Genomic DNA, 19498 nt, shown 5'->3' on the forward strand with positions numbered 1-19498 from the left:
GGCTCCGTTTTCAGAAATGAGCCCGAAAACGGAAAAATCAACCCAAGCCTTTCAACCGTACGTCATGGAAATAATTACAGAGAGACTGCAGTACGCAGACTTCACATTTGGGGGCGCGCCAGGTGCAGACTTGCTGGCCGTGTTTGAGTAGGTGGCGATGCAAGTTGTAGAGAATCAGCGCGTCTTTAGGCAATAGGTCCAACAGAATCTGGTGGGCTTTGTCATGGGTGACTTTCGCGCCTATAAGGCCCACGCGCTGACTGATGCGGTGTACGTGCGTGTCAACGGGGAACACGGGTTTCTGGAAGTTGAACAGCAGCAAGAGCGTGGCCGTTTTGAGACCAACGCCGGGCAGGCGCATCAACCATTCCATAGCCTGTGGTACGTCCAGGTCGCGCAGGAAATCCAGGTTGAAGTCTGGGTGCTCGGCCTGAATGAGGCGCAGGGCTTTCTGAATGTTGACCGCCTTTGCCCCGGGAAACTCGGCGGGCGCCAGCAAATCGGCCAGTACTTCTACGGGTGCGGCCATGACTTCTTCCCAGGTGGGGAATGTAGCTACCATCTGCTCGTAGGCTTTTACTTCATTGGCGCGGTTGGTGCGGTGGCTGAGCATGGTGGAGATGAGTTCGTGCATGGGGCTGAAGCGCGCATGCCCAGAAAGCTCCCCGAAGACTTCTTTCAGGCGCAGGTGCACTTGCCAGATTTTCTCTTGCGGCGGTAAATGTTGCTCAGTGTCAGCCATGGTTTCAGATTTCTATTCAAACAATCCCGTTTTTTCTTGTATTCACGCAATGCCCATTTGTGGCCGTTTACGTAAAAAGCTTTTGCACAGAGACCAAAACGCTGCAGCTTATTGACATGAAATTTACTTTTTTAGGGACAGGCGGAGCCTTTGACATAGATTACGGGAATTCTGCCGCGCTTGTGGAGATCAACGGCCACACCATTCTGCTGGACTGCGGGTTCACGGTCTACCCCATCTTGCGGCAGCACCAGCTTACCCGCACCGTAGACTATATTCTGCTCACGCACCTGCACAATGACCACACCGGCAGCCTGGCCAATGTCTTGCTGCACTGCAGTTTCTACAACACCAGCTGCAAACGTCCCGCCATTCTCTACCCAGATGATGATTTCAGGGATGAAGTCTATGAGTTCCTGCGGCTGCAGGTGCAAAAGCCCGAGACCTACGTAGATTTTGTACCGCTGTCTGAGTTCAGGGGCATTACCGCGGTGGACACGTTTGGCCAGCACGTGGAGAACCTGCAGACCTACGCCTATATCTTTGAGGAAACCGGTCAGCGAGTTGCCTATTCCGGGGATCTGGGCAAGCCCGAAGTCTTTTTCGCCTACCTGCGGGGCATGCCGCCCAAGCGCACCACCGTGTTCCATGACATTACTTTTAACGAAGAAAACCCCGGCCATACCTTCTACAAGAAACTCATTCCTGTGGCCGACGGCTTTCAGGTATACGGCTATCACTGCAACCCCACCAAAAGCCCCGAGGACAACCCATTCCCGCTGGTGTACCACCAACCTGAGTTTGTGCTACAAGAAACCTTGCAGGAGGTGAGTCACTTTGCCAACTGACTTAATGGCAACCACTAGAAACCAACCCGTGCGGGCTGTGGTAAAATCCGTATCTTTCAGGTTAAACAGCCGCAACGTATGAGCTTCTCCTTCGCCCAAGACAAGGAACACACGCATTTCAGTAAAAACCCACTTTTAATTGCCCTGGCCCTTATTTTTGGGGTGTATTGGGCGTACACCGGCTTCAACACGCCAGACCTGGGCAATTGGTGGCTGGAGAACACGCTCACGTTCACAGCCATTATTTTGCTGGTGGTTTTCTACCGCTACTTTAGGTTCTCAGATTTCAGCTACCTGTGCATTTTTGTGTTCATGATGCTGCACGTGTACGGGAGCCAATACACCTATGCCGAAAACCCCTTCGGGTTTTGGGTGAAGGAACAGCTGAGCCTGGAACGCAACCATTATGACCGGCTGGTGCACTTCGGGTTTGGTTTTTTGCTGGCTTACCCCATGCATGAGGTCTTCTGGCGGCGCACCAACATGCAGAAACGCTTCACCTACCTGTTGCCCATTGATTTGGCGGTGAGCCTGGGCGCTGTTTATGAACTGGTGGAATGGGCCGTGGCCGATATCTTTTTCCCCGCGCAAGGCATGGCCTATTTAGGCACGCAAGGCGATGTCTGGGATGCCCAGAAAGACATTGCCCTGGCGCTGCTGGGCGCGGCCATCACCATGGCGGCGGTGTTTGCGCTGGTCAGGAATAAAGTAAGAAACCGCTAAGCATTTCCGTTTTCGGCTGCATTTCTGAAAATAAAGCCGAAAACGTAGGATTCCACCGTAGCGTAGTGGCACTGACACAACGGGGGTTCTACGCAGCAGAAACGTCCCAAATCTTCTGCTACAATTCTCTCCACAATTTCGTCCAGAAGCAAGGTTTATTTAACCAGAGACTTCCTCGTTTCATGGAGCCACGTCGTGTCGGTGCCACGACGCTACATTTCTGGAACGCACTTCATTTCTCAAAAACCGTTTTTGGCTTCATTTCCGGAAATGAGCCCAAAAACAGAAATGCCTCCAGACATTAAATCCTGGAGGCATTCTGGTTTAGTCAGGTTTCACTTTGATGTCCTGGCCTTCAATCTTCACTTTTCCGCGCGAAGTTTCAATCTTGGTTTCTTCCTGGTTGATTTTGATTTTGGTGGGGCCGGCCACAAACTTCACTTCTTTAGTGGCTCTCCGGTAGTAATGCTGGCGCTGCAACCAGTAATTACGGAGGTTATTCAAGCTCATGCGGCTAGACCGTTTCGCATCTGCGGCCAGGGCGCTCTGCAGTTGACTTTTGGTGGGGCGCACGTACTTTTTCTTAACGGCAGTGGCCGAGGTGGTCGTTTTAGTGGTGGTAGTAGTTGTTTCTGTGGAAGACGTCACCGCCGTGCCGGCACCATTAGTGGGGGCAGAACCGTCACTGGTGGCAAACTCGCGCTGGTCGGCATAGCTTTCAGGTGCTGGTTCATAGGTGGCGTCATCATCTGTATAGGCGGCGTTGCCTTCATAATACGTGGTGTCAATTTCCACGGAGTCTGGGGTGAACACCAGCGTGTCTTCTTTGGAGGTCTCCGGTAGTGCGGCCACCGCCTCCTGGTCTTTCACGCGTTCACAGGCCCCTAAAAGGCCCACCAGGCCGAACAGGAATATGGATTTGGTTATCTTTTTCATAGTTCTTGGGTTGGGTAATATCCACTGAAACGGGCATTTGGGCCACAGGTTTACAACGTAGCCTGATTCAACAAAAAGGGCTGACCAACCGGCCAGCCCTTTTCTAGACAATATTGAATTGTAAATTATTTGATCTCACCGTTCTCAGCGGCTTTCTTCAGCTCCTCGCTGGCGAAGATGGCCACCTCTACGCGGCGGTTCTGCTGACGGCCAGCGGCGGTTGAGTTATCAGCTACTGGTTGGGTAGAACCGTACCCGCGGGTCTGAATACGGCCTGGCTCCACGCCCAGTGAAATGGCATAGTTGGAAACAGCCTGGGCTCTGCGCTCAGAAAGCGGCTGGTTAATGGCGTCTGAACCGGTGTTATCGGCGTGACCTTCTACCAGAATGTTGGTGCCTGGGTATTTTTTCAGGGTCTCGGCCAATTTCTGGATGTCTGTTTTAGCAGAAGCCTGCAAATCCGCAGAGTTGGTAGCAAACAGGAGACCAGCGTCAAAGGTTACTTTAATACCTTCGCCCACACGTTCTACCTGGGCGTTTTTCATCTCACGCTCCAATTCCTCGGCTTGCTTGTCCATTCTACGACCGATGATGGCACCGGTGGTTCCGCCCACGGCTGCACCAATAATAGCGCCCGCTGCGGTGTTACCTGCTACTTTACCAATAATGCCACCTAGTACGGCTCCACCACCGGCACCAATAATACCACCTTTGGCGGTCTTGCTCATGCCTTTGTTCTGCGTAGTGTCTGAAGTGGTGCCGGTCTGGCTAGACTGGCAAGAAGAGAATAGCATTGTGCCGGCTATCAATGCGGTAAATGTTCCTTTTAATAGTTTCATAGTCTTGGGTTTTGGTAATAAATAGAGATAGTTAAAAGAGTTTAGTCTGGACTTACATACTAGAATCAGCACAAAATGTTCAGATATAGTAGCAAATCTATATTCTTTACTGTAAGAATCGTGCCAAAAGCCCATAAAAAAATCGGTCTCCCTAAAATTTTAGAAAGACCGATTTCAAGTAGTGCTTCTTATTTATTTGGAAACTACCTTTTTAGCAGATGTTTTCTCTGTTTTCACGGCAGGCTGGGCCAGCATGGTGATGAGGTTGGCCAAACGATCTTTCAGTTCTTTTCGGTGTACAATAAAGTCCAGGAAGCCGTGCTCCAAGACAAACTCAGCGCTCTGGAAGCCTTTGGGCAGGTCTTTTCCTATGGTTTCTTTGATCACCCTTGGTCCGGCAAACCCAATCAACGCGCCCGGCTCAGAGAAGTTAAAGTCCCCCAGCATGGCGAAGGACGCGGTCACGCCGCCCGTGGTAGGGTCCGTCAACAATGAAAAATACGGAATGCCGGCCTCAGACAACAGCGCCAGTTTGGCCGATGTCTTCGCCATTTGCATAAGGGAATACCCGGCCTCCATCATACGCGCGCCCCCAGATTTAGAAATCATGAGAAACGGAACGCGGTGCGCCCGGCTGTAGTCAATGGCACGGGCAATCTTCTCGCCCACCACAGAGCCCATGGAGCCGCCAATGAAGTTGAAATCCATACAGGCCACCACCAGATCCAGGTCATTGATTTTGCCGTGGGCCGTGCGCACCGCGTCTTTCAAGTTGGTTTTGCGCTGGGTGGCCACAATGCGGTCTGGGTAGGCCTTGGTGTCTACAAAGTGGAGCGGGTCTGAGGAACTAAGGTTTTCGTCCAGCTCGGTGAAGGCGTTGTCATCAAACAGAATCTCAAAGTACTCATGCGAGTTGATACGGTCATGGTGGTCACACTTAGGGCAGGTGTACAGGTTCTGCCGGTGCTCTGCCGTGCTGTGTACCGCTTTGCATTCCGGGCATTTGTGCCAAAGGCCGTCTGGGGTTTCCTTTTTCTGCTCCGTGGGCGTGACAATGCCTTTTTCTATTCTCTTAAACCAAGCCATACGCTGCTTCTAATTTTTTATGCTACGCCCTAACGGGGTGAATCTTCTGTCTGCGGTTGTCTGTTAAAACGTGCAAAGATAAAAAAGAAAAGGTAGCGCCCTACTTTGGGGCAAGTAGAAAGGACGCCCGCCCGTTCTTTGCTTGTACCCGCCCGGCCATGCAGAGGTTGCCCTACCTTCTCCCCTTTCTTTAAGGAATCTTTCAGGCGAATGGGGTTTCAGATGCCTGCCAAGACAAGGCGGCGGACCTAAATTTGGCGAAGGGAAAGTGTTTGCCTGGTTTTATCTTTCACTGTTGTGCGGCAATTAGCAACACAGGCGTTTTTTAACCTGAATTTAATCAGGAATTAAAAAGCATTTAATTCGTATTTAAAATAAATACAAATTTTTGTCATTTAACGCATTATAGAAATAAAGCACGTAATTAAAGCGGGGAATTCAATATTGTTTTTCAAGTTAAGGCAATTATTCCTTATTTGCAGCCGTTTTCCATCTGTTATTCATCTGCGGGAAGGGAGCAGGCCGCTACGCCGGCCGCTTAGGCAAACCACCCTTCCTAAAAAACTAAACCACTATGAAGAAATCAAGTTTCGCGTCTTCTACCGTTATGCTGGCTTTGGGCGTTGCCCTGCTGGGTTCTTGCGTGTCATCTAAGAAATACAAAGAACTGGAAGCCAGCAAAAACGCGTTGGAGCAGGAGAAAACCGCCGCGCAGCGCAGCCTGGAAGAAGCCAATGCCAACCTGAGAGACCGTGAATCTAAACTGGCCCAGTACCAGCAGCAGATAGCCCAGAAAGAAAGAATCCTCAATGAACTGAGAACCACCGTGAACAACGCCCTGGCGGGTTTCCAGGAGCAAGGCCTCACCGTGAACGTGCGCGACGGTAAAGTGTACGTGACCATGCCAGAGAAATTGCTGTTTGCCACCGGCAGCACCAAAGTGAACCCCAACGGCCAGGCCGCCCTGGGCAAACTGGCCACCGCCGTGAAATCACAGCGTGACACGGAGATCATGATTGAAGGACACACCGATGACGTAGCCGTGGCCGCCGACAACGTGACTTACAAAGACAACTGGGACCTGAGCGTGCTCAGAGCCACTGAAGTAACGCGCCTGCTCATCAACAACGGGGTTCCGCCCCAGATGGTAGTGCCCGCCGGCCGCGGCCAATACACGCCGCTGGCCATGACCCGCACCCCGGAGGCGCGCCAAAGCAACCGCCGCACCGAGATTATTCTGGCGCCTAACTTTGAGAAAATCCTGCAGTTGATTCAAACAAACTAAGAGCTTGTTTAAATTGAATTTCTACAGAAAGCCGGGCCTTGGGTCTGGCTTTCTGCGTTTTCGGGCTCATTTTCATAAATGAGCCCGAAAACGGCTTTTTGCGCTTTGACAAACACGCCAGCTTTCTATCTTTGCATACAAGCCTTTTTCGCGGCGCGAAGCGGGCCGAATGCCAAAATATCTGCCAACCCTTTTACTTTATTGCCTACCGTCATGCTTGAGAACCGCTTCCTTCGCCACGCGGGCGTTGTCTTACTGGGCACCTGCCTGCTCAGTTCCTGCACCACCGCCAAGAAATACAATGACCTGCTTGCCCAGAAAGTACGGCTGGAGCGCGAGAAAGCCGACTGCCAGACCGACCTCGCCAAAGTGACCCGTGACCGCACAGACCTCACCCAACAGGTAGCCGACCTGAACAACTACCGCCAGAACCTGGCCGCTGACACCACCTTGCTGGGCGGCACCTTAAGAAAAACCCAGAAACTGTACGGCGAACTGAGTGACACCTATGACAAGCTCATCAAGAACCATGACCGGCTCATGGCCAACAGCGCGCTGGAGTCTTCCAAGCTTAGCAAAGACCTGGCCCGCCGCGAGGAGGAGATGAAAAACCTCACCGAGACCCTCACCAAGAACCGCTCCCAGCTAGACAAACTCAGCACCGACCTGAAATCACGCGAAGAGCGCCTGAACGAACTGGAACGCATTCTAGCCGAAAAGGACAAAGCCGTGAACGCGCTCAAAACCAAAGTGAGCAACGCGCTCCTGGGTTTCAACAGCAAAGATTTGTCAGTGGATGTGCGCAACGGCAAGGTGTATGTGTCTTTATCTGAGCAACTGCTGTTCAAGTCCGGCTCTACCAAAGTAGATGCCAAAGGCCAGGACGCCCTCAAGAAACTGGCCGCCGCCCTCAAAGACCAGCAAGACGTGAACGTGGTGGTGGAAGGCCACACAGATGATGTGCCCGTGGCCCGCGGTACCGCCGGCATGCAAGACAACTGGGATCTGAGCGTGCTCAGAGCCACTGAGATTACCCGTATTCTCACCACCGCCGGGTTGGCCGGCACCAAAATCACGCCGTCGGGCAGAGCAGAAAATGTGCCTCTGGATGCTGCCAAAACCGCCGAGGCGCGCCAGAAAAACCGCCGTACCGAAATTATTCTCACGCCAAAACTAGACGAACTCTTCCAGATTCTGGAGGCCAACTAACCACGCAACCGGCCCAGGCAGCATTCCTGTTTTCGGGCTCATTTTTAAAAACGAAGCCAAAAACGCCCCGCGTTTCCTTAACCAGTACCCATGAGCCAAGTTATCATCCAGAATTACCAAGACCTGTTGCAGTATGAAGGCGCTGAAATAGGCGTTTCTGACTACCACACCATCACGCAGGAGCAGATCAACCTGTTCGCAGACGCCACCCTTGACCACCAATGGATTCACCTGGATGCCGCGCGCGCCCAGACAGAATCGCCGTTCAAGGCCACCATTGCCCACGGGTATCTAACGGTGTCTTTGTTGCCGTATTTGTGGGGCCAGATCATCACCATAGAAAACCTGAAGATGCAGGTGAACTATGAAATTGAGAGCCTCCGGTTTAACCAAGCGGTGCTGGTGGACAGCGCCGTGCGCCTGCGCGTGAAACTGCTCAGCGCGAAAGACCTGCGCGGCGTGATCAAGGCCCGCCTGGAAGTGACCATGGAAGTGGAAGGCGTAAAAAAACCAGCTTTCACCGGCGTAATCACGTTCCTGTACCATTTCAATTAAGCATCGATTAAAAAATTTCTAAGCACCGCTTCAACTTTTCCGTTTTCGGGCTCATTTCCAGAAATGAGCCCGAAAACGGATTTTTTTCGACCTAAAACTTGCGAGGCGCACAGCTACAGGAAGGTCTTTTCCGCAACTATTTTACCTTGGCGGGTAACCTTTTCTTGCCAACTCCAGAAAAAGCATCTAGCTTTGCCCCATTCATTGGTCCTCATGTTTCACTAAACATGGGAGGTTTTCAATATGTTAGCCAATTCCCACATATCGCCCCTTCCGCTTTTTGCTTAAGCCAGCAAAGACAAGCACCCTTTTCTTTTTTAGAAAGTAATACTGCGAGCGCGAAGTCTTTTGACTGCCCCGTTCCCGTTACCGCGTTGCCTTTTTGTAGCTAAGCCGAAGTTGTAGTCCTGTGCCATGCACGCTACGGGCAGATTCTGCTGCTTGAGTTCTGTCGCTTTTGCGCTTAGCTCCTTCCAGTGAATCCTTCACCACCAATTTCTTCTTTCTCCCCTAATAGTTGCGGCTTAAAAGCTGCCTGCTACGCACGTTTGGTTTTTCTTATCTGGGAATAAACTGGTCCCGCATTTGCGCTGGGCTCCTTCCCTTTTTTACATGTTTACTTCTACTCTTATGATGGTCTTTAACAACCAGTACACCTGCAATCTTTCAGAAAGAAGCCGGACTTTTTTGGGCAACTCCTTTAGAGTTCCCTCTTATAAAATGTTGAAAAATAACAGAATACATACAAGCCCATGGGCAAACAATCAATCAAATCTAAGGATTTAAGCAAACTCGGGTATCGGCATGATGTTACCCGCGGCCTGGCCATGAACCTGGCGGCGCGGCACTTCAAGCACGTACCCAAAGAAGAAATACTAGCGCAGCTGCAAGACGTGTTGCTGGAGCCGAAAAAGTACCTGCAACACCCCGCCCTGGCGCCGTTGGCCTTAAAATTGGCCCCGCCGGTGACCACACAGCCCTTTGAGACTTTTGACTTGAAGCCGGAAAGTGCGCCGCTAAAAATTTATGGGGCCAAGGAAATAGAAGTGATCGCTAAAAAGCAGATGGAGTTGGCGCTTCGTCTGCCGGTGGCTGTGCAGGGCGCGCTCATGCCAGACGCGCATGCGGGCTTCGGGCTGCCTATTGGCGGCGTGCTGGTCGTGGACAACGCCGTGATTCCGTATGCGGTAGGTTTGGACATTGGCTGTAGAATGGCGATGTCGGTGTTTAATGTGCCGGAGAAATTCCTGCAAACCAATGCCTTCCAGCTTAAGAAAGCTCTGAAGGAATTCACCCACTTCGGGATTGAGGGAGGCTTGGACTTTGCACAGGAACATGACGTGTTGGACCACCCAGACTTCCAGGCTACCAGCTTGCTCCGGAAACTGCATGGCAAGGCGGTGAAACAGTTGGGCACTTCGGGCACCGGTAATCATTTTGTTGAGTTCGGAGCGCTGGAGCTGTTGGAACAGAACACCCTGGGTTTACCGGCTGGCACTTATTTGGCCTTGCTTTCGCACTCGGGTTCCAGAGGTTTTGGGGCGGCGGTGGCCAAACATTATTCGGCGCTGGCAATGGACCTTTGCGAGCTTCCGCGGGAAGCTAAGTCGTTGGCCTGGCTTTCTTTAGACAGCGAAGCAGGGCAGGAATATTGGCTGAGCATGCAACTGGCCGGTGATTACGCCCAAGCCTGCCATGACCGCATTCACCTGAACCTGGCCAAAGCCATTGGCGAGAAGCCCGTGGCCCGCGTGGAGAACCACCACAATTTCGCCTGGAAAGAAGTATCCGGCAATGGGCAGGAATTGGTTGTCCACCGCAAAGGAGCCACGCCCGCGCATGCCGGGGAACTGGGTTTTATTCCGGGGAGCATGACCACGGCCGGTTATCTGGTGAGTGGGAAAGGTGTGGCCGACGCATTATTCTCGGCTTCGCACGGGGCCGGCCGCCGCTTGTCACGAGGCCGCGCCAAGGAAAGCTTCACCATGTCTGACCTCAAGAAACGGCTCTCTGGCGCGGGCGTCACCTTGATTGGCGGCTCCACAGAGGAACACACCTTGGCCTACAAAGACATTGACACCGTCATGCAGGCCCAGCACCAGTTGGTGGACATTCATGGCAAGTTTCTGCCCAAGGTGGTACGCATGCACAAAGAATAGACCGGCCATGGAAGAACAATTAATCCAACTCACGGCGGGCCAAGGGCCCGAGGAGTGCGCCCGCGCAGTAGCCCGGGTACTGGACGAATTCCTGAAAGAGGCCCGGGCCCAAAAGCTGGAAACCCAGGTGTTGGAAACCGTGCCCGGTCATTTGCCACACACGTTTCTGTCTGCCTTGGTGCTGGTGAAAGGGAAAGGCGCCCAAGCGTTTGCGAATCAATGGCAAGGCACCATTCAATGGATTGCGCCTAGCCCGTTCAGGAAATACCACAAACGCAAAAACTGGTTTATTGGCCTTCAAGCGGTGCAGGTGGCGGGCACGTTCCAATGGCGCGAGCAAGACGTGGTGTATGAGAGCATGCGGGCGTCTGGCCCCGGCGGACAGCATGTGAACAAAACCGAGTCGGCGGTACGCGCCCGGCATGTGCCGTCTGGGTTGATGGTAGTGGCCTCAGAGCGAAGGTCGCAGCACCAAAACAAGGAGGAAGCCCGCCAACGCCTGCAGGAAAAACTGCAGTTCTGGCACGTGCAGCAGGCGGCCCAACTAGCCAAGGAACAATGGCTGCAGCATTACGGGCTCACCCGGGGTAATGCCGCGAAAACCTTTACCGGCAGGTTGTAGCTTCAATTTCGAGGAAGAATCGCATTGCATTCTTCTGGTTTGGCTAAGATTAGAATCTTACATTGTTCTAATGATGCCTGAAAATTGAATCAAACGCCATATTACTGTAAACAAAACGCCAGCCTCTTAGGTTGGCGTTTTGTATTCTTGCACAACTTTCAGCCTATAACCAGGGTAATAGGTTAGAAGTAAAAACCACCTTATGAGCGCACTTTTCAGTCCACTTACAATAAAAAGCATCACACTAAAAAATAGAATTGCGGTTTCTCCCATGTGCCAGTATTCCAGCCAGGACGGCTATGCCAATGACTGGCACTTGGTGCATTTGGGCAGCCGGGCGGTGGGCGGCGCCGGTTTAATTATTCTGGAAGCCGCCGGCGTTTCCCCCGAAGCGCGCATTACGCCTTTTGACCTGGGCATCTGGAAAGACGCCCACATCTCTGAGCTTTCGCGCATCACAAAGTTTCTGGAAGCCCACGGCGCCGTGCCCGGCATACAATTGGCCCACGCCGGAAGAAAAGCCAGCCACTTGCCGCCTTGGCAAAACAGCGCGCCGCTGTTCCCCGGTCAGGAAGGCGCCTGGACTACGGTAGCACCCAGCGCGCTTCCGTTTCATGAAGCAGATGTTATGCCCCAGGAATTAGACCAGGAAGGTATTCAGAAAGTCATTGCTGATTTTAAAACGGCCGCTGCCCGCGCCCTGGCTGCCGGTTTCAAAGTAGTGGAAATTCATGCGGCCCACGGCTATTTGTTGCATTCGTTTTATTCTCCGCTCAGCAACCAGCGCCAGGACCACTACGGCGGCTCTTTTGAAAACCGGATCAGGCTGTTGCTGGAAGTGATTGCGGCCGTGCAGGAAGTCTGGCCTACCGGTTTCCCGCTGTTCGTGCGCATCTCGGCCACAGATTGGTCAGAAGGCGGCTGGACGGATGAAGACTCGGTGCAATTGGCGAAGGTGCTGCTGGAAAAGGGTGTGGATTTAGTGGATTGCTCTACCGGCGGAAACGTGCCCAGAGCCAAGATTCCGGTGGGGCCGGGTTACCAAGTGCCTTTTGCAGAGAAAGTGAAGAAAGAAGCGGGTATCATGACCGGGGCCGTAGGTATGATCACCACCCCGGCCCATGCCGAGGAAATCATTGCCACCGGCCAAGCCGATCTGGTGCTATTGGCCCGTGAAATGCTCCGTAATCCGTATTTTCCGTTGCACGCCGCCCAAGAATTGGGTGTGGATTTGGAATGGCCGCTGCAATACCAACGCGCCAAGAATTAGAATTTCTGTTTTGGGGCTCATTTCTGGAAATGAGCCCCAAAACAGAAATTATTTTTCACGGTCATCCTGAGCATTCTTGAGGCGAGAGCCGAAGAGAGCGAGCGAAGCTACCGACGGATCTAACGAAGATTCTTTCTTGGACTGTTCAAGCAATTGCCGTTGTTGGTGTTATCACCAACGACCAAATCTGCGGTTCCAGCTGCCTTTGTGCACGCCATTTGCCTTCCTTCCAAACCGCCGTTTCATCCTGAGTTTTACAAGACGGCCTTTTGCATAGCTGGGCTCCGAGCGCTCACGGCCGCGAGGCCCCGCCTTCCCCTCTCGCACTGCCCGTCTTGGCCAACTCTGCAATCTGCATTTAGCCCCGGCCATACAAGGCCAACCCGCGAGGCGCTCGATGGAAAGGCTGGAAAAGGTGCGGGTTCATGGGCAGTTTGCCAGGTAAGACCTCACAGGTTTCCAAAACCTGTGAGGTCTGCGCCAACTGCGTTTTCGGGCTCTGGATTGAAAATGGTAACGAAACTGGAATTCGGTTGCCGGTTGTAGAGACAAGGCACTGCCTTGTCTCTACGGTCGAGGTCCCGACAGACGCCTGCTCAAAAGACCTCGTAGTGTGCGCAGCTCCTACGAGTGTCTCCGCCAATTGCGTTTTCCGGCTCTAGATTAGAAATGGAGGCCAAACTAAGAACATCATTTCCTACTTCTACTGCCGCAAGTTTAGCGCAGCGTAACTTGTGGTAGGAAAGACATTTCTGCAAACTTTATCATCCCCCTACCCCCTTCTAAGGGGGACGAAATGCGTGATAATTTCTGTAGCATGAATTGCAAAGATGAGGCGCTGCCTGTCTTTATGATATGAGACTTTAGCTTTCCATTTTCGGCTTCATTTCTGGAAATGAGCCCGAAAACGGAAAAACATCTTCTCCAGCCCACTTCTTCAATTCGGCTTTCTGGTTAAAACTTGAGCATGAAGTCGGTGAGGTTTTCGCTGCGGTCCAGGAGAAGGCGTTTGCGGAGGCGGTAGCGGCTGATCTCCACGCCTCGCACCGAGATGTTGAGCAGCTGTGCGATGTCTTTGGTGGTGAGGTTCAGGCGCAGGTAAGTGCTGAGTTTGATTTCCTGGGGCGTGAGGTTGGGAAAATTGCATTGCAGCCGATGGATGAAGTCGCCGTGCACGTGGTTGAAATGGAGCTCAAATTGCTTCCAGTCTACCTCACTAGTGATGTTGTGGTCAATGCTCCTGATGATCTTGCGGAGTTCTTCTTGCGGAGCCGTTTTTCCGCCCCCTTTAAGAATGTCCTGAAGCTCCAGTTTCACGTTGTTGAGCAGTTCGTTTTTATTGATGAGGTGAATGGTGGAATAGGTGAGTTCGCGGTTTTTGTGGTCCAGTTCGGCCTGGAATTTTTCATTGCGCAGGCGGTCAATCTCCAGCTCGCTCTGGTTGGTGATGTGCCTGATCTCAATTTCCTTCTGCCCCAGTTTGCGTTCCTTGTCCAGGATTAACCGGCGTTTCTCTACCTTAAACCGCTTGTCTACCTGGTAAAACGCGGCGCCCAGCACCAGCACGCCCAGCAAGGTGTAGAACAGGTAGGCCCATTTGCTGCGGTAAAACGGCGGATTCACCACAAAAGTAAATGCCTGGGCCTTGCTCACAATGCCGTAGATGTTGCGGGCGCGCACGTGGAACGTATAGGTTCCTTCGGGCAGGTTGGTGTATTCCTTCTCAGTTTTGTTTGTCCACTCAGACCAGGCCACGTCAAAGTTCTTCAGGAAATACTGGTACTGCGTTTTCTCCGGTTTCTCAAAAAAAGTGGAGGCATACACAAACCGAAGGGAATTGAGCGCATACGGCAGTTCTGTGTCTGAGGCTTTGTCCAGCTGTCGGCCCGAGAGTAGCAGTGAATCCAATTCATTGGAGATGGTAAGCACCTGGGCCAGGCGGGTATGGTAAGGCACCATGCGTTTGGCTTTGGCGGCGTTGTAATGAATAAAACCTTCCTTGGCCCCAAACAGCACGTTGTTGATGTCCAGCACTTGAATATAGCTCAGGTCATCATTTAACAGCTCCCGTATGTTTTTGAAAAGCTTGTCGTCCAATGTGGGTTTCCCGAATTTGTCTAACGTAATTTTGCCTACCCGCTGGTCAGAGATGAAGTAGATATTGCCCTGCACGTCTTCCTCCATCTCAATGATGTGCTCGTTGGCCGCGAACAAAGCCGTGTACTGCTTGTGCTTGACAAACCGGTTTTTGGTTTTGTCAAAGGTGAACATGCCGTACATGGCCGGGAACACCAACTCCCCGTGCAACTTCTCCATGTTAATGAGCTGGTTGGAGGGCAGGCCGTGACGGGCATTGTAGAACCTGACAGAAGTGATGTTCTCCAGAGCGGCGTCAAACGTGATCCTGAAAAGGCCTTTGTAGCCGTGGGCCATCCAGAGTTCGCCGTCTTTGTCAAACTCCAGCACCCGTGAAGATTCGTCCAGGCCTTTAAATTTCTTCACGAATTGCAAGCCCTGCGCCGTGACGTTGTATAGACTTATGCCGTTGTAGGAGCCCATGATCACTTTGTCTGGGTGGTTGGGCACCGGAACAAATTCCCAGGAACCGTTTTCGGGGTGAATGAGGGTGGAGTTGGCTTGGTTCACCAGATAAGGCCCGTTGTGATGCCCCATCAAGATCTGCCTGCCTATCTGGTTTAAGTGGTACACCTGGCCGTTGCTGTTGCCCACGGGCACAAAGCTTTTCTTGTGGTTTTCTGTGCTGGAGACAAACAAGCCGCTGTTGGTACCCACATACAGATTGGTGCCTTTCTGCAAGGCGGCATACCCCGTGCCAGACAAACCCATGGTGCCGTCTAGCCTGCTGAACGGCGAACTCAACTCCACCAAAGACAAGCCGTTATTCAGACCCAGCCATAGATTCTCCTGGCTGTCCTGGTAGAGCGTGTGCACGGTGTTATCCAGCAAACCTTCACGCACAGAAGTGGAGAGCACCAACTGCCCTTTGTGGTCAATGAGCATGAGGCCTTTGTTCTGGGTAGCCAATGCAAAATTTCCGTCCTTCAGTAAAATGGCCTGGTTGATGATCACGCCCTGGTAGATGGGCTCCTGGGGCATGAGGAAAGGCGTTACCTCGCGACCGTCATACAAAAAAGCCCCATCTTGAATGGTAAAAACAATCAACTGGTTTTTATCAAAGGGCAAAATGGAGGCAATGCGCTTGTAGGCAAAGAATTCGCCGCCGGGCAACACTTTCAAACTCTTGTTGGCCAACTGAGCCAGGCCTTTGGTCCACACCTGCGTGTACAGGTTCTTGTTCACCTGAAAAGAAAACTCCAACGGGCTAGCAGACTGAATGACTTCTATAGGTTTGCCGGCCACATAGGTATATATGTTCTTGAACGTAAAGAAATAGATGCGCCCAGACTGCTCATAGATGCGCCACACCTCGTCAAAATTGCGGTATTTCTGAGAGAGACTGTCAGCCAAGGAGACATACTGCATCTTGCCCAGGGCATCTGCCTGGAAATAGCCAAAATCGCCCTGGCCGCCCACGTAGATTTTCTCATCTTTGCCCACATGCACTGACCTGATCTTGGTACCGGTTTTGGGCGAATGCAACGACCAGGTAGCCCCGTCAAACTCCAGTAACCCGAAGTTATTGGCCACATACAGCAACTCCCGGTCATCTTGCACAATGCCCCAGCTCTGTATGCCGCCCTTGAATTCCTCCGGCTTAAAATTCCTGATGACCGGGTTGCCAAAGAAGTAGTGCTGCGCCTGCAGTGTAGTGTTGACAAAGGCCAGGCAGGCCAACCAAACCACGGCACACAGAACACCAACTCGTTTCATGGGAAATATCATTTTGACAGAATACCTTTTCAAGGTAGCGATGTATTTAGTAAAAGTTAATTTTAAGGATAATTTTTTTAACAAAACCTCATTATTCTGCCAGAATACCCCATTTAGCCTATTTGATGTAATCCTGATGTAGTGGCTTGGCAGTCTATGATGTAGTATTGATGTAGTAGATTGTTAGGTTACGCCACCCCTGCCCACCTACATTTATATCAGCGGAATCGCTACCCCTAAACCCATCACCTATGAAGAAAAAATTACTCACTCTTTTGCTGTTCCTCTCCTGCGGAATAGCCTTCGCCCAGAGCACCATTACTGGGCGCGTCACCTCGGCTAAGAACGGTGAGCCGTTGCCAGGCGTTAGCGTGGTGGTGAAAGGAACCACCGCTGGTGCGTCAACAGATGTAGACGGCCGGTATCAGATTCAGGCACCCGCCACCTCAAGTGCTTTGGTATTCTCTTATATAGGCTTTGTTACCAAAGAAGAAGCCATCAATGGCAGAACTACCATTAACCTGGCCTTGCAAGAAGACCAACGGGCCCTAGAAGAAGTGGTGGTGGTGGGCTATGGCACTCAATTGAAAAGGGAAGTGTCCACGGCCATTTCATCGGTTACCCCAGAGGAAATCACCCAAACGCCTATCACACGCATTGAACAGGCTTTGCAAGGAAGAGTAGCCGGTGTGCAGGCCACCAATGTGACCGGCCAACCCGGTGACGCCCCCACCATCAGAATCAGGGGAATAGGCTCTACGGGCACCTCAGATCCTTTATATGTGGTAGACGGGTTTCCAGTGGGCGGCATTGACTACCTCAACCCCGGTGATATTGAATCAATTGACGTGCTGAAAGACGCAGCCTCCGCGGCCATCTATGGCGCCAGAGGCGGTAACGGCGTGGTCATCATCACCACCAAACAAGGAAAAAGAGACGGGCAGATGACTGTTTCTTATGACGGCTATGTAGGTGTTCAGAAACCTTGGCGCACTCTAAAGATGCTGGATGCCCGGGAATACGCCGTCATGATGAACGAAGGGGCTATCAATGCAGGTTCTGCCATTCTGTTCCCAGATGTGAACCAGATAAGCGGCGGTACCAACTGGCAAGATGCCCTTTTTGAGAAAAGTGCCCCCATCCAAAATCACCAGCTCACTATTAATGGTGGTACCGAGAAATCTGGCTATTCTGCGGCTTTCTCCTACTTTGACCAGGAAGGCATTGTGGGCGGCGAGAAATCTGGCTTTCAGAGGTACACCGCCAGAGTCAACGCAGACAACCAGGTAAAAAGCTTTTTGAAAATTGGCACCAACCTGGCTTACACCCATATTAACAGAAGAACCGTGAACGCCAACGGCGAGTTTGGCGGGGCCTTGAGCAATGCCTTGAACATGGACCCCATCACGCCGGTGTATGTGACCAACCCAGAGGACTTAGCGCAGCCGCAATATGGCGGAGCCGCTAGCCCTTTGGTGTTTGATGCCAACGGTAGAGTATTCGGGATTTCCAGATATGTAAGCCAGGAAGTGGTCAATCCCCTGGCGCGCTTACAGGTAAGCAACGGCCTGACCAATGTAGACAAACTGGTAGGAAACGTCTTTGGCGAAGTAAAACTTTTGGAAGGACTTACGTTCCGGTCCACGTTCTCCATTGACCTCGCGTTTGTTACCGCTACTGACTATTCTCCGGTATTTTACCTGAACTCGGCCACCCAGAACCGCCTTTCTGCCGTGTCCAGAGGCACCACGCAGTACTTCTCATGGCAAGCCGAAAACTACTTCAATTACAACAAGGTCTTCGGTGACCACAGTCTGGGCTTGACCGCCGGGACCAGTGCCCTGGAAGAAAGCAATGAAGGGGTTTATGGCTCCAACAACAACCTGGTGGTGACAGATCCTGCCATGGCTTACCTGAACACCGCCGTAGGCACCAGAACCCAAAGAGCGTTGGGTGGTGCCGCAGAACGAGCTATCCTCTCTTTCTTTGGAAGGGTGAACTACGCCTTTAAAGAGAAGTACCTGTTTTCGGCCACGGTAAGACGTGATGGTTCTTCCAGGTTTGTAGACAATAAGTATGAAACCTTCCCTTCCTTCTCCCTGGGCTGGATATTGTCTGAAGAATCTTTCTTCCCGCAGAGCAATGTATTGAGCTTAGCTAAACTGAGAGGTTCCTGGGGGCAGAATGGCAATGAAAACATTGGCGGCTTCTATGCCTCCAGAGCTACCATTGGCACTGGCAGAGGCTATTCTTTCTACAGCGCCAACCCAGAAGAGCCGGGCTACACCAGTGGTGCCGCTCTGCAAGACGCTGAAAACCGCGAGTTGCGCTGGGAAACTTCTGAACAAACCAACGTGGGCCTTGATCTTTCCTTCTTCAACAATGCCTTTACGGTTACCTCAGACTACTACATCAAAACCACTAAAGGCTTGCTGTTGAACCCTCCGGTTCCAGGGTCTGCCGGGTTGCCCATTGCCCCTCCTCAAAACGCCGGCTCGGTAAGAAACACTGGCTTTGAACTGGCGCTTAACTACAACGGTACCATAGGTCGTTTTGGCTATAATCTGGGCCTTAACGGAAGCATTAATAAAAATGAGGTAACCGAAGTGAGAAACGCTGAAGGTGTAATACCTGGCGGTGCTGGCTTCTCTACCTATGGCGCGGTGACCAGAACAGAAGTAGGCATGCCTATCAGTTACTTCTACGGCTATAAAACGGCCGGCATCTTCCAGAACCCAGCTGAGGTTTCGGCTTATTCCAAAGACGGCCAGCTGATTCAGCCCCTGGCTAAACCAGGCGACGTGCGGTTTGTGGATTTAAACAACAACGGAGTAATTGACAATGGAGACCGCACCAAACTGGGCAACCCCACGCCTACCACCGTGGTGGGCTTCAACCTGGGCGCCAACTTCCTCAACTTTGATATCAGTGCCTTCTTGTATGGCGCCTTTGGGCACCAGGTGTTCAACGGTACCCGTCGTTTTGACTTGCCACAGGCCAACATGCAAACCAGGTACCTCAACCGTTGGACCGGCGAAGGCAGCACCAATGAGTATCCGCGCTTCACCTGGAATGACACCAACGGAAATTATAAAAACATTTCTGACCTCTACGTGGAAGACGCTGATTTTGTACGCTTGAGAACCTTGCAGCTTGGCTACAGCCTGCCAGGTGCCCTGCTGAACAAAATACACGTCCAGAAACTGCGCATGTATATCTCCGCTGACAACCTGCTCACGCTTACAAACTACACAGGTTTTGACCCGGAGATTGGCGCGGCAGGTTCCTTGAACATTGGCATTGACCGGGGCGTGTACCCACAAGCGCAGACTTTCAGGTTAGGATTCAACGCTACTTTTTAATTGACATTCT

General features: G+C 52.0%; 14 protein-coding genes. 9 read left to right on the forward strand and 5 right to left on the reverse strand.

Annotated features, from left to right (window positions below; genetic code table 11):
- Positions 1–37: 37 nt before the first annotated feature.
- Positions 38–742, reverse strand: a complete 705-nt coding sequence (gene nth, locus IMY23_RS09205; RefSeq protein WP_192821802.1) for an endonuclease III — start codon at positions 740–742, stop codon at positions 38–40.
- Between the two features lie 116 nt (positions 743–858).
- Between nth and IMY23_RS09210 the strand changes: the two genes are divergently transcribed.
- On the forward strand, positions 859–1590 hold the full coding sequence (locus IMY23_RS09210; RefSeq protein WP_192821803.1) for an MBL fold metallo-hydrolase: 732 nt from the start codon (positions 859–861) through the stop codon (positions 1588–1590).
- 78 nt (positions 1591–1668) lie between these two features.
- The gene (locus IMY23_RS09215) at positions 1669–2313 is read left to right on the forward strand and encodes a DUF2238 domain-containing protein (protein ID WP_192821804.1); all 645 of its coding nucleotides are present in this window, start codon (positions 1669–1671) and stop codon (positions 2311–2313) included.
- Between the two features lie 324 nt (positions 2314–2637).
- On the opposite strand, the gene IMY23_RS09220 is transcribed toward IMY23_RS09215, so the two are convergent.
- The 3 genes from IMY23_RS09220 to accD all read right to left on the reverse strand — a co-directional run bounded on the left by IMY23_RS09220 (position 2638) and on the right by accD (position 5174).
- Positions 2638–3249, reverse strand: a complete 612-nt coding sequence (locus tag IMY23_RS09220) for a hypothetical protein (protein WP_192821805.1) — start codon at positions 3247–3249, stop codon at positions 2638–2640.
- Positions 3250–3374: 125 nt separating this feature from the next.
- Entirely contained in the window at positions 3375–4088 is a 714-nt protein-coding gene (locus IMY23_RS09225) for an OmpA family protein (protein WP_192821806.1), read from the reverse strand.
- A 192-nt stretch (positions 4089–4280) separates the two neighbouring features.
- Entirely contained in the window at positions 4281–5174 is an 894-nt protein-coding gene (gene accD, locus IMY23_RS09230) for an acetyl-CoA carboxylase, carboxyltransferase subunit beta (protein ID WP_192821807.1), read from the reverse strand.
- 574 nt (positions 5175–5748) lie between these two features.
- Between accD and IMY23_RS09235 the strand changes: the two genes are divergently transcribed.
- From IMY23_RS09235 to namA, 6 genes are all read left to right on the forward strand, one after another.
- Positions 5749–6459: a flagellar motor protein MotB gene (locus IMY23_RS09235; protein WP_192821808.1), complete on the forward strand. Its 711-nt coding sequence runs from the start codon at positions 5749–5751 to the stop codon at positions 6457–6459.
- Between the two features lie 213 nt (positions 6460–6672).
- The gene (locus tag IMY23_RS09240; protein ID WP_192821809.1) at positions 6673–7668 is read left to right on the forward strand and encodes an OmpA family protein; all 996 of its coding nucleotides are present in this window, start codon (positions 6673–6675) and stop codon (positions 7666–7668) included.
- 90 nt (positions 7669–7758) lie between these two features.
- Entirely contained in the window at positions 7759–8223 is a 465-nt protein-coding gene (locus tag IMY23_RS09245; protein WP_192821810.1) for a MaoC family dehydratase, read from the forward strand.
- A gap of 752 nt (positions 8224–8975) precedes the next feature.
- On the forward strand, positions 8976–10382 hold the full coding sequence (locus IMY23_RS09250; protein ID WP_192821811.1) for an RtcB family protein: 1407 nt from the start codon (positions 8976–8978) through the stop codon (positions 10380–10382).
- A 7-nt stretch (positions 10383–10389) separates the two neighbouring features.
- Entirely contained in the window at positions 10390–11004 is a 615-nt protein-coding gene (prfH, locus tag IMY23_RS09255) for a peptide chain release factor H (protein WP_192821812.1), read from the forward strand.
- 202 nt (positions 11005–11206) lie between these two features.
- Complete coding sequence (gene namA / locus IMY23_RS09260; protein ID WP_192821813.1) at positions 11207–12274, forward strand: NADPH dehydrogenase NamA; 1068 nt, start codon at positions 11207–11209, stop codon at positions 12272–12274.
- Between the two features lie 954 nt (positions 12275–13228).
- Here namA and IMY23_RS09265 read toward each other — a convergent pair.
- Entirely contained in the window at positions 13229–16126 is a 2898-nt protein-coding gene (locus IMY23_RS09265) for a triple tyrosine motif-containing protein (RefSeq protein WP_192821814.1), read from the reverse strand.
- A 251-nt stretch (positions 16127–16377) separates the two neighbouring features.
- Here IMY23_RS09265 and IMY23_RS09270 point away from each other — a divergent pair, with 251 nt between their 5' ends.
- A complete protein-coding gene (locus tag IMY23_RS09270; RefSeq protein ID WP_192821815.1) occupies positions 16378–19488 on the forward strand; it encodes a TonB-dependent receptor in 3111 nt (1036 codons plus the stop codon).
- Positions 19489–19498 lie beyond the last annotated feature (10 nt).

The organism is Rufibacter sp. LB8 (assembly GCF_014876185.1).
In the GTDB taxonomy this organism is placed as follows: Bacteria; Bacteroidota; Bacteroidia; order Cytophagales; family Hymenobacteraceae; genus Nibribacter.

Bases quoted from the DNA above. Each gene is read 5' to 3' on its own strand.
- nth (WP_192821802.1), bottom strand. From the start codon at position 742: ATGGCTGACACTGAGCAACATTTACCGCCGCAAGAGAAAATCTGGCAA.
- IMY23_RS09210 (WP_192821803.1), top strand. From the start codon at position 859: ATGAAATTTACTTTTTTAGGGACAGGCGGAGCCTTTGACATAGATTAC.
- IMY23_RS09215 (WP_192821804.1), top strand. From the start codon at position 1,669: ATGAGCTTCTCCTTCGCCCAAGACAAGGAACACACGCATTTCAGTAAA.
- IMY23_RS09220 (WP_192821805.1), bottom strand. From the start codon at position 3,249: ATGAAAAAGATAACCAAATCCATATTCCTGTTCGGCCTGGTGGGCCTT.
- IMY23_RS09225 (WP_192821806.1), bottom strand. From the start codon at position 4,088: ATGAAACTATTAAAAGGAACATTTACCGCATTGATAGCCGGCACAATG.
- accD (WP_192821807.1), bottom strand. From the start codon at position 5,174: ATGGCTTGGTTTAAGAGAATAGAAAAAGGCATTGTCACGCCCACGGAG.
- IMY23_RS09235 (WP_192821808.1), top strand. From the start codon at position 5,749: ATGAAGAAATCAAGTTTCGCGTCTTCTACCGTTATGCTGGCTTTGGGC.
- IMY23_RS09240 (WP_192821809.1), top strand. From the start codon at position 6,673: ATGCTTGAGAACCGCTTCCTTCGCCACGCGGGCGTTGTCTTACTGGGC.
- IMY23_RS09245 (WP_192821810.1), top strand. From the start codon at position 7,759: ATGAGCCAAGTTATCATCCAGAATTACCAAGACCTGTTGCAGTATGAA.
- IMY23_RS09250 (WP_192821811.1), top strand. From the start codon at position 8,976: ATGGGCAAACAATCAATCAAATCTAAGGATTTAAGCAAACTCGGGTAT.
- prfH (WP_192821812.1), top strand. From the start codon at position 10,390: ATGGAAGAACAATTAATCCAACTCACGGCGGGCCAAGGGCCCGAGGAG.
- namA (WP_192821813.1), top strand. From the start codon at position 11,207: ATGAGCGCACTTTTCAGTCCACTTACAATAAAAAGCATCACACTAAAA.
- IMY23_RS09265 (WP_192821814.1), bottom strand. From the start codon at position 16,126: ATGAAACGAGTTGGTGTTCTGTGTGCCGTGGTTTGGTTGGCCTGCCTG.
- IMY23_RS09270 (WP_192821815.1), top strand. From the start codon at position 16,378: ATGAAGAAAAAATTACTCACTCTTTTGCTGTTCCTCTCCTGCGGAATA.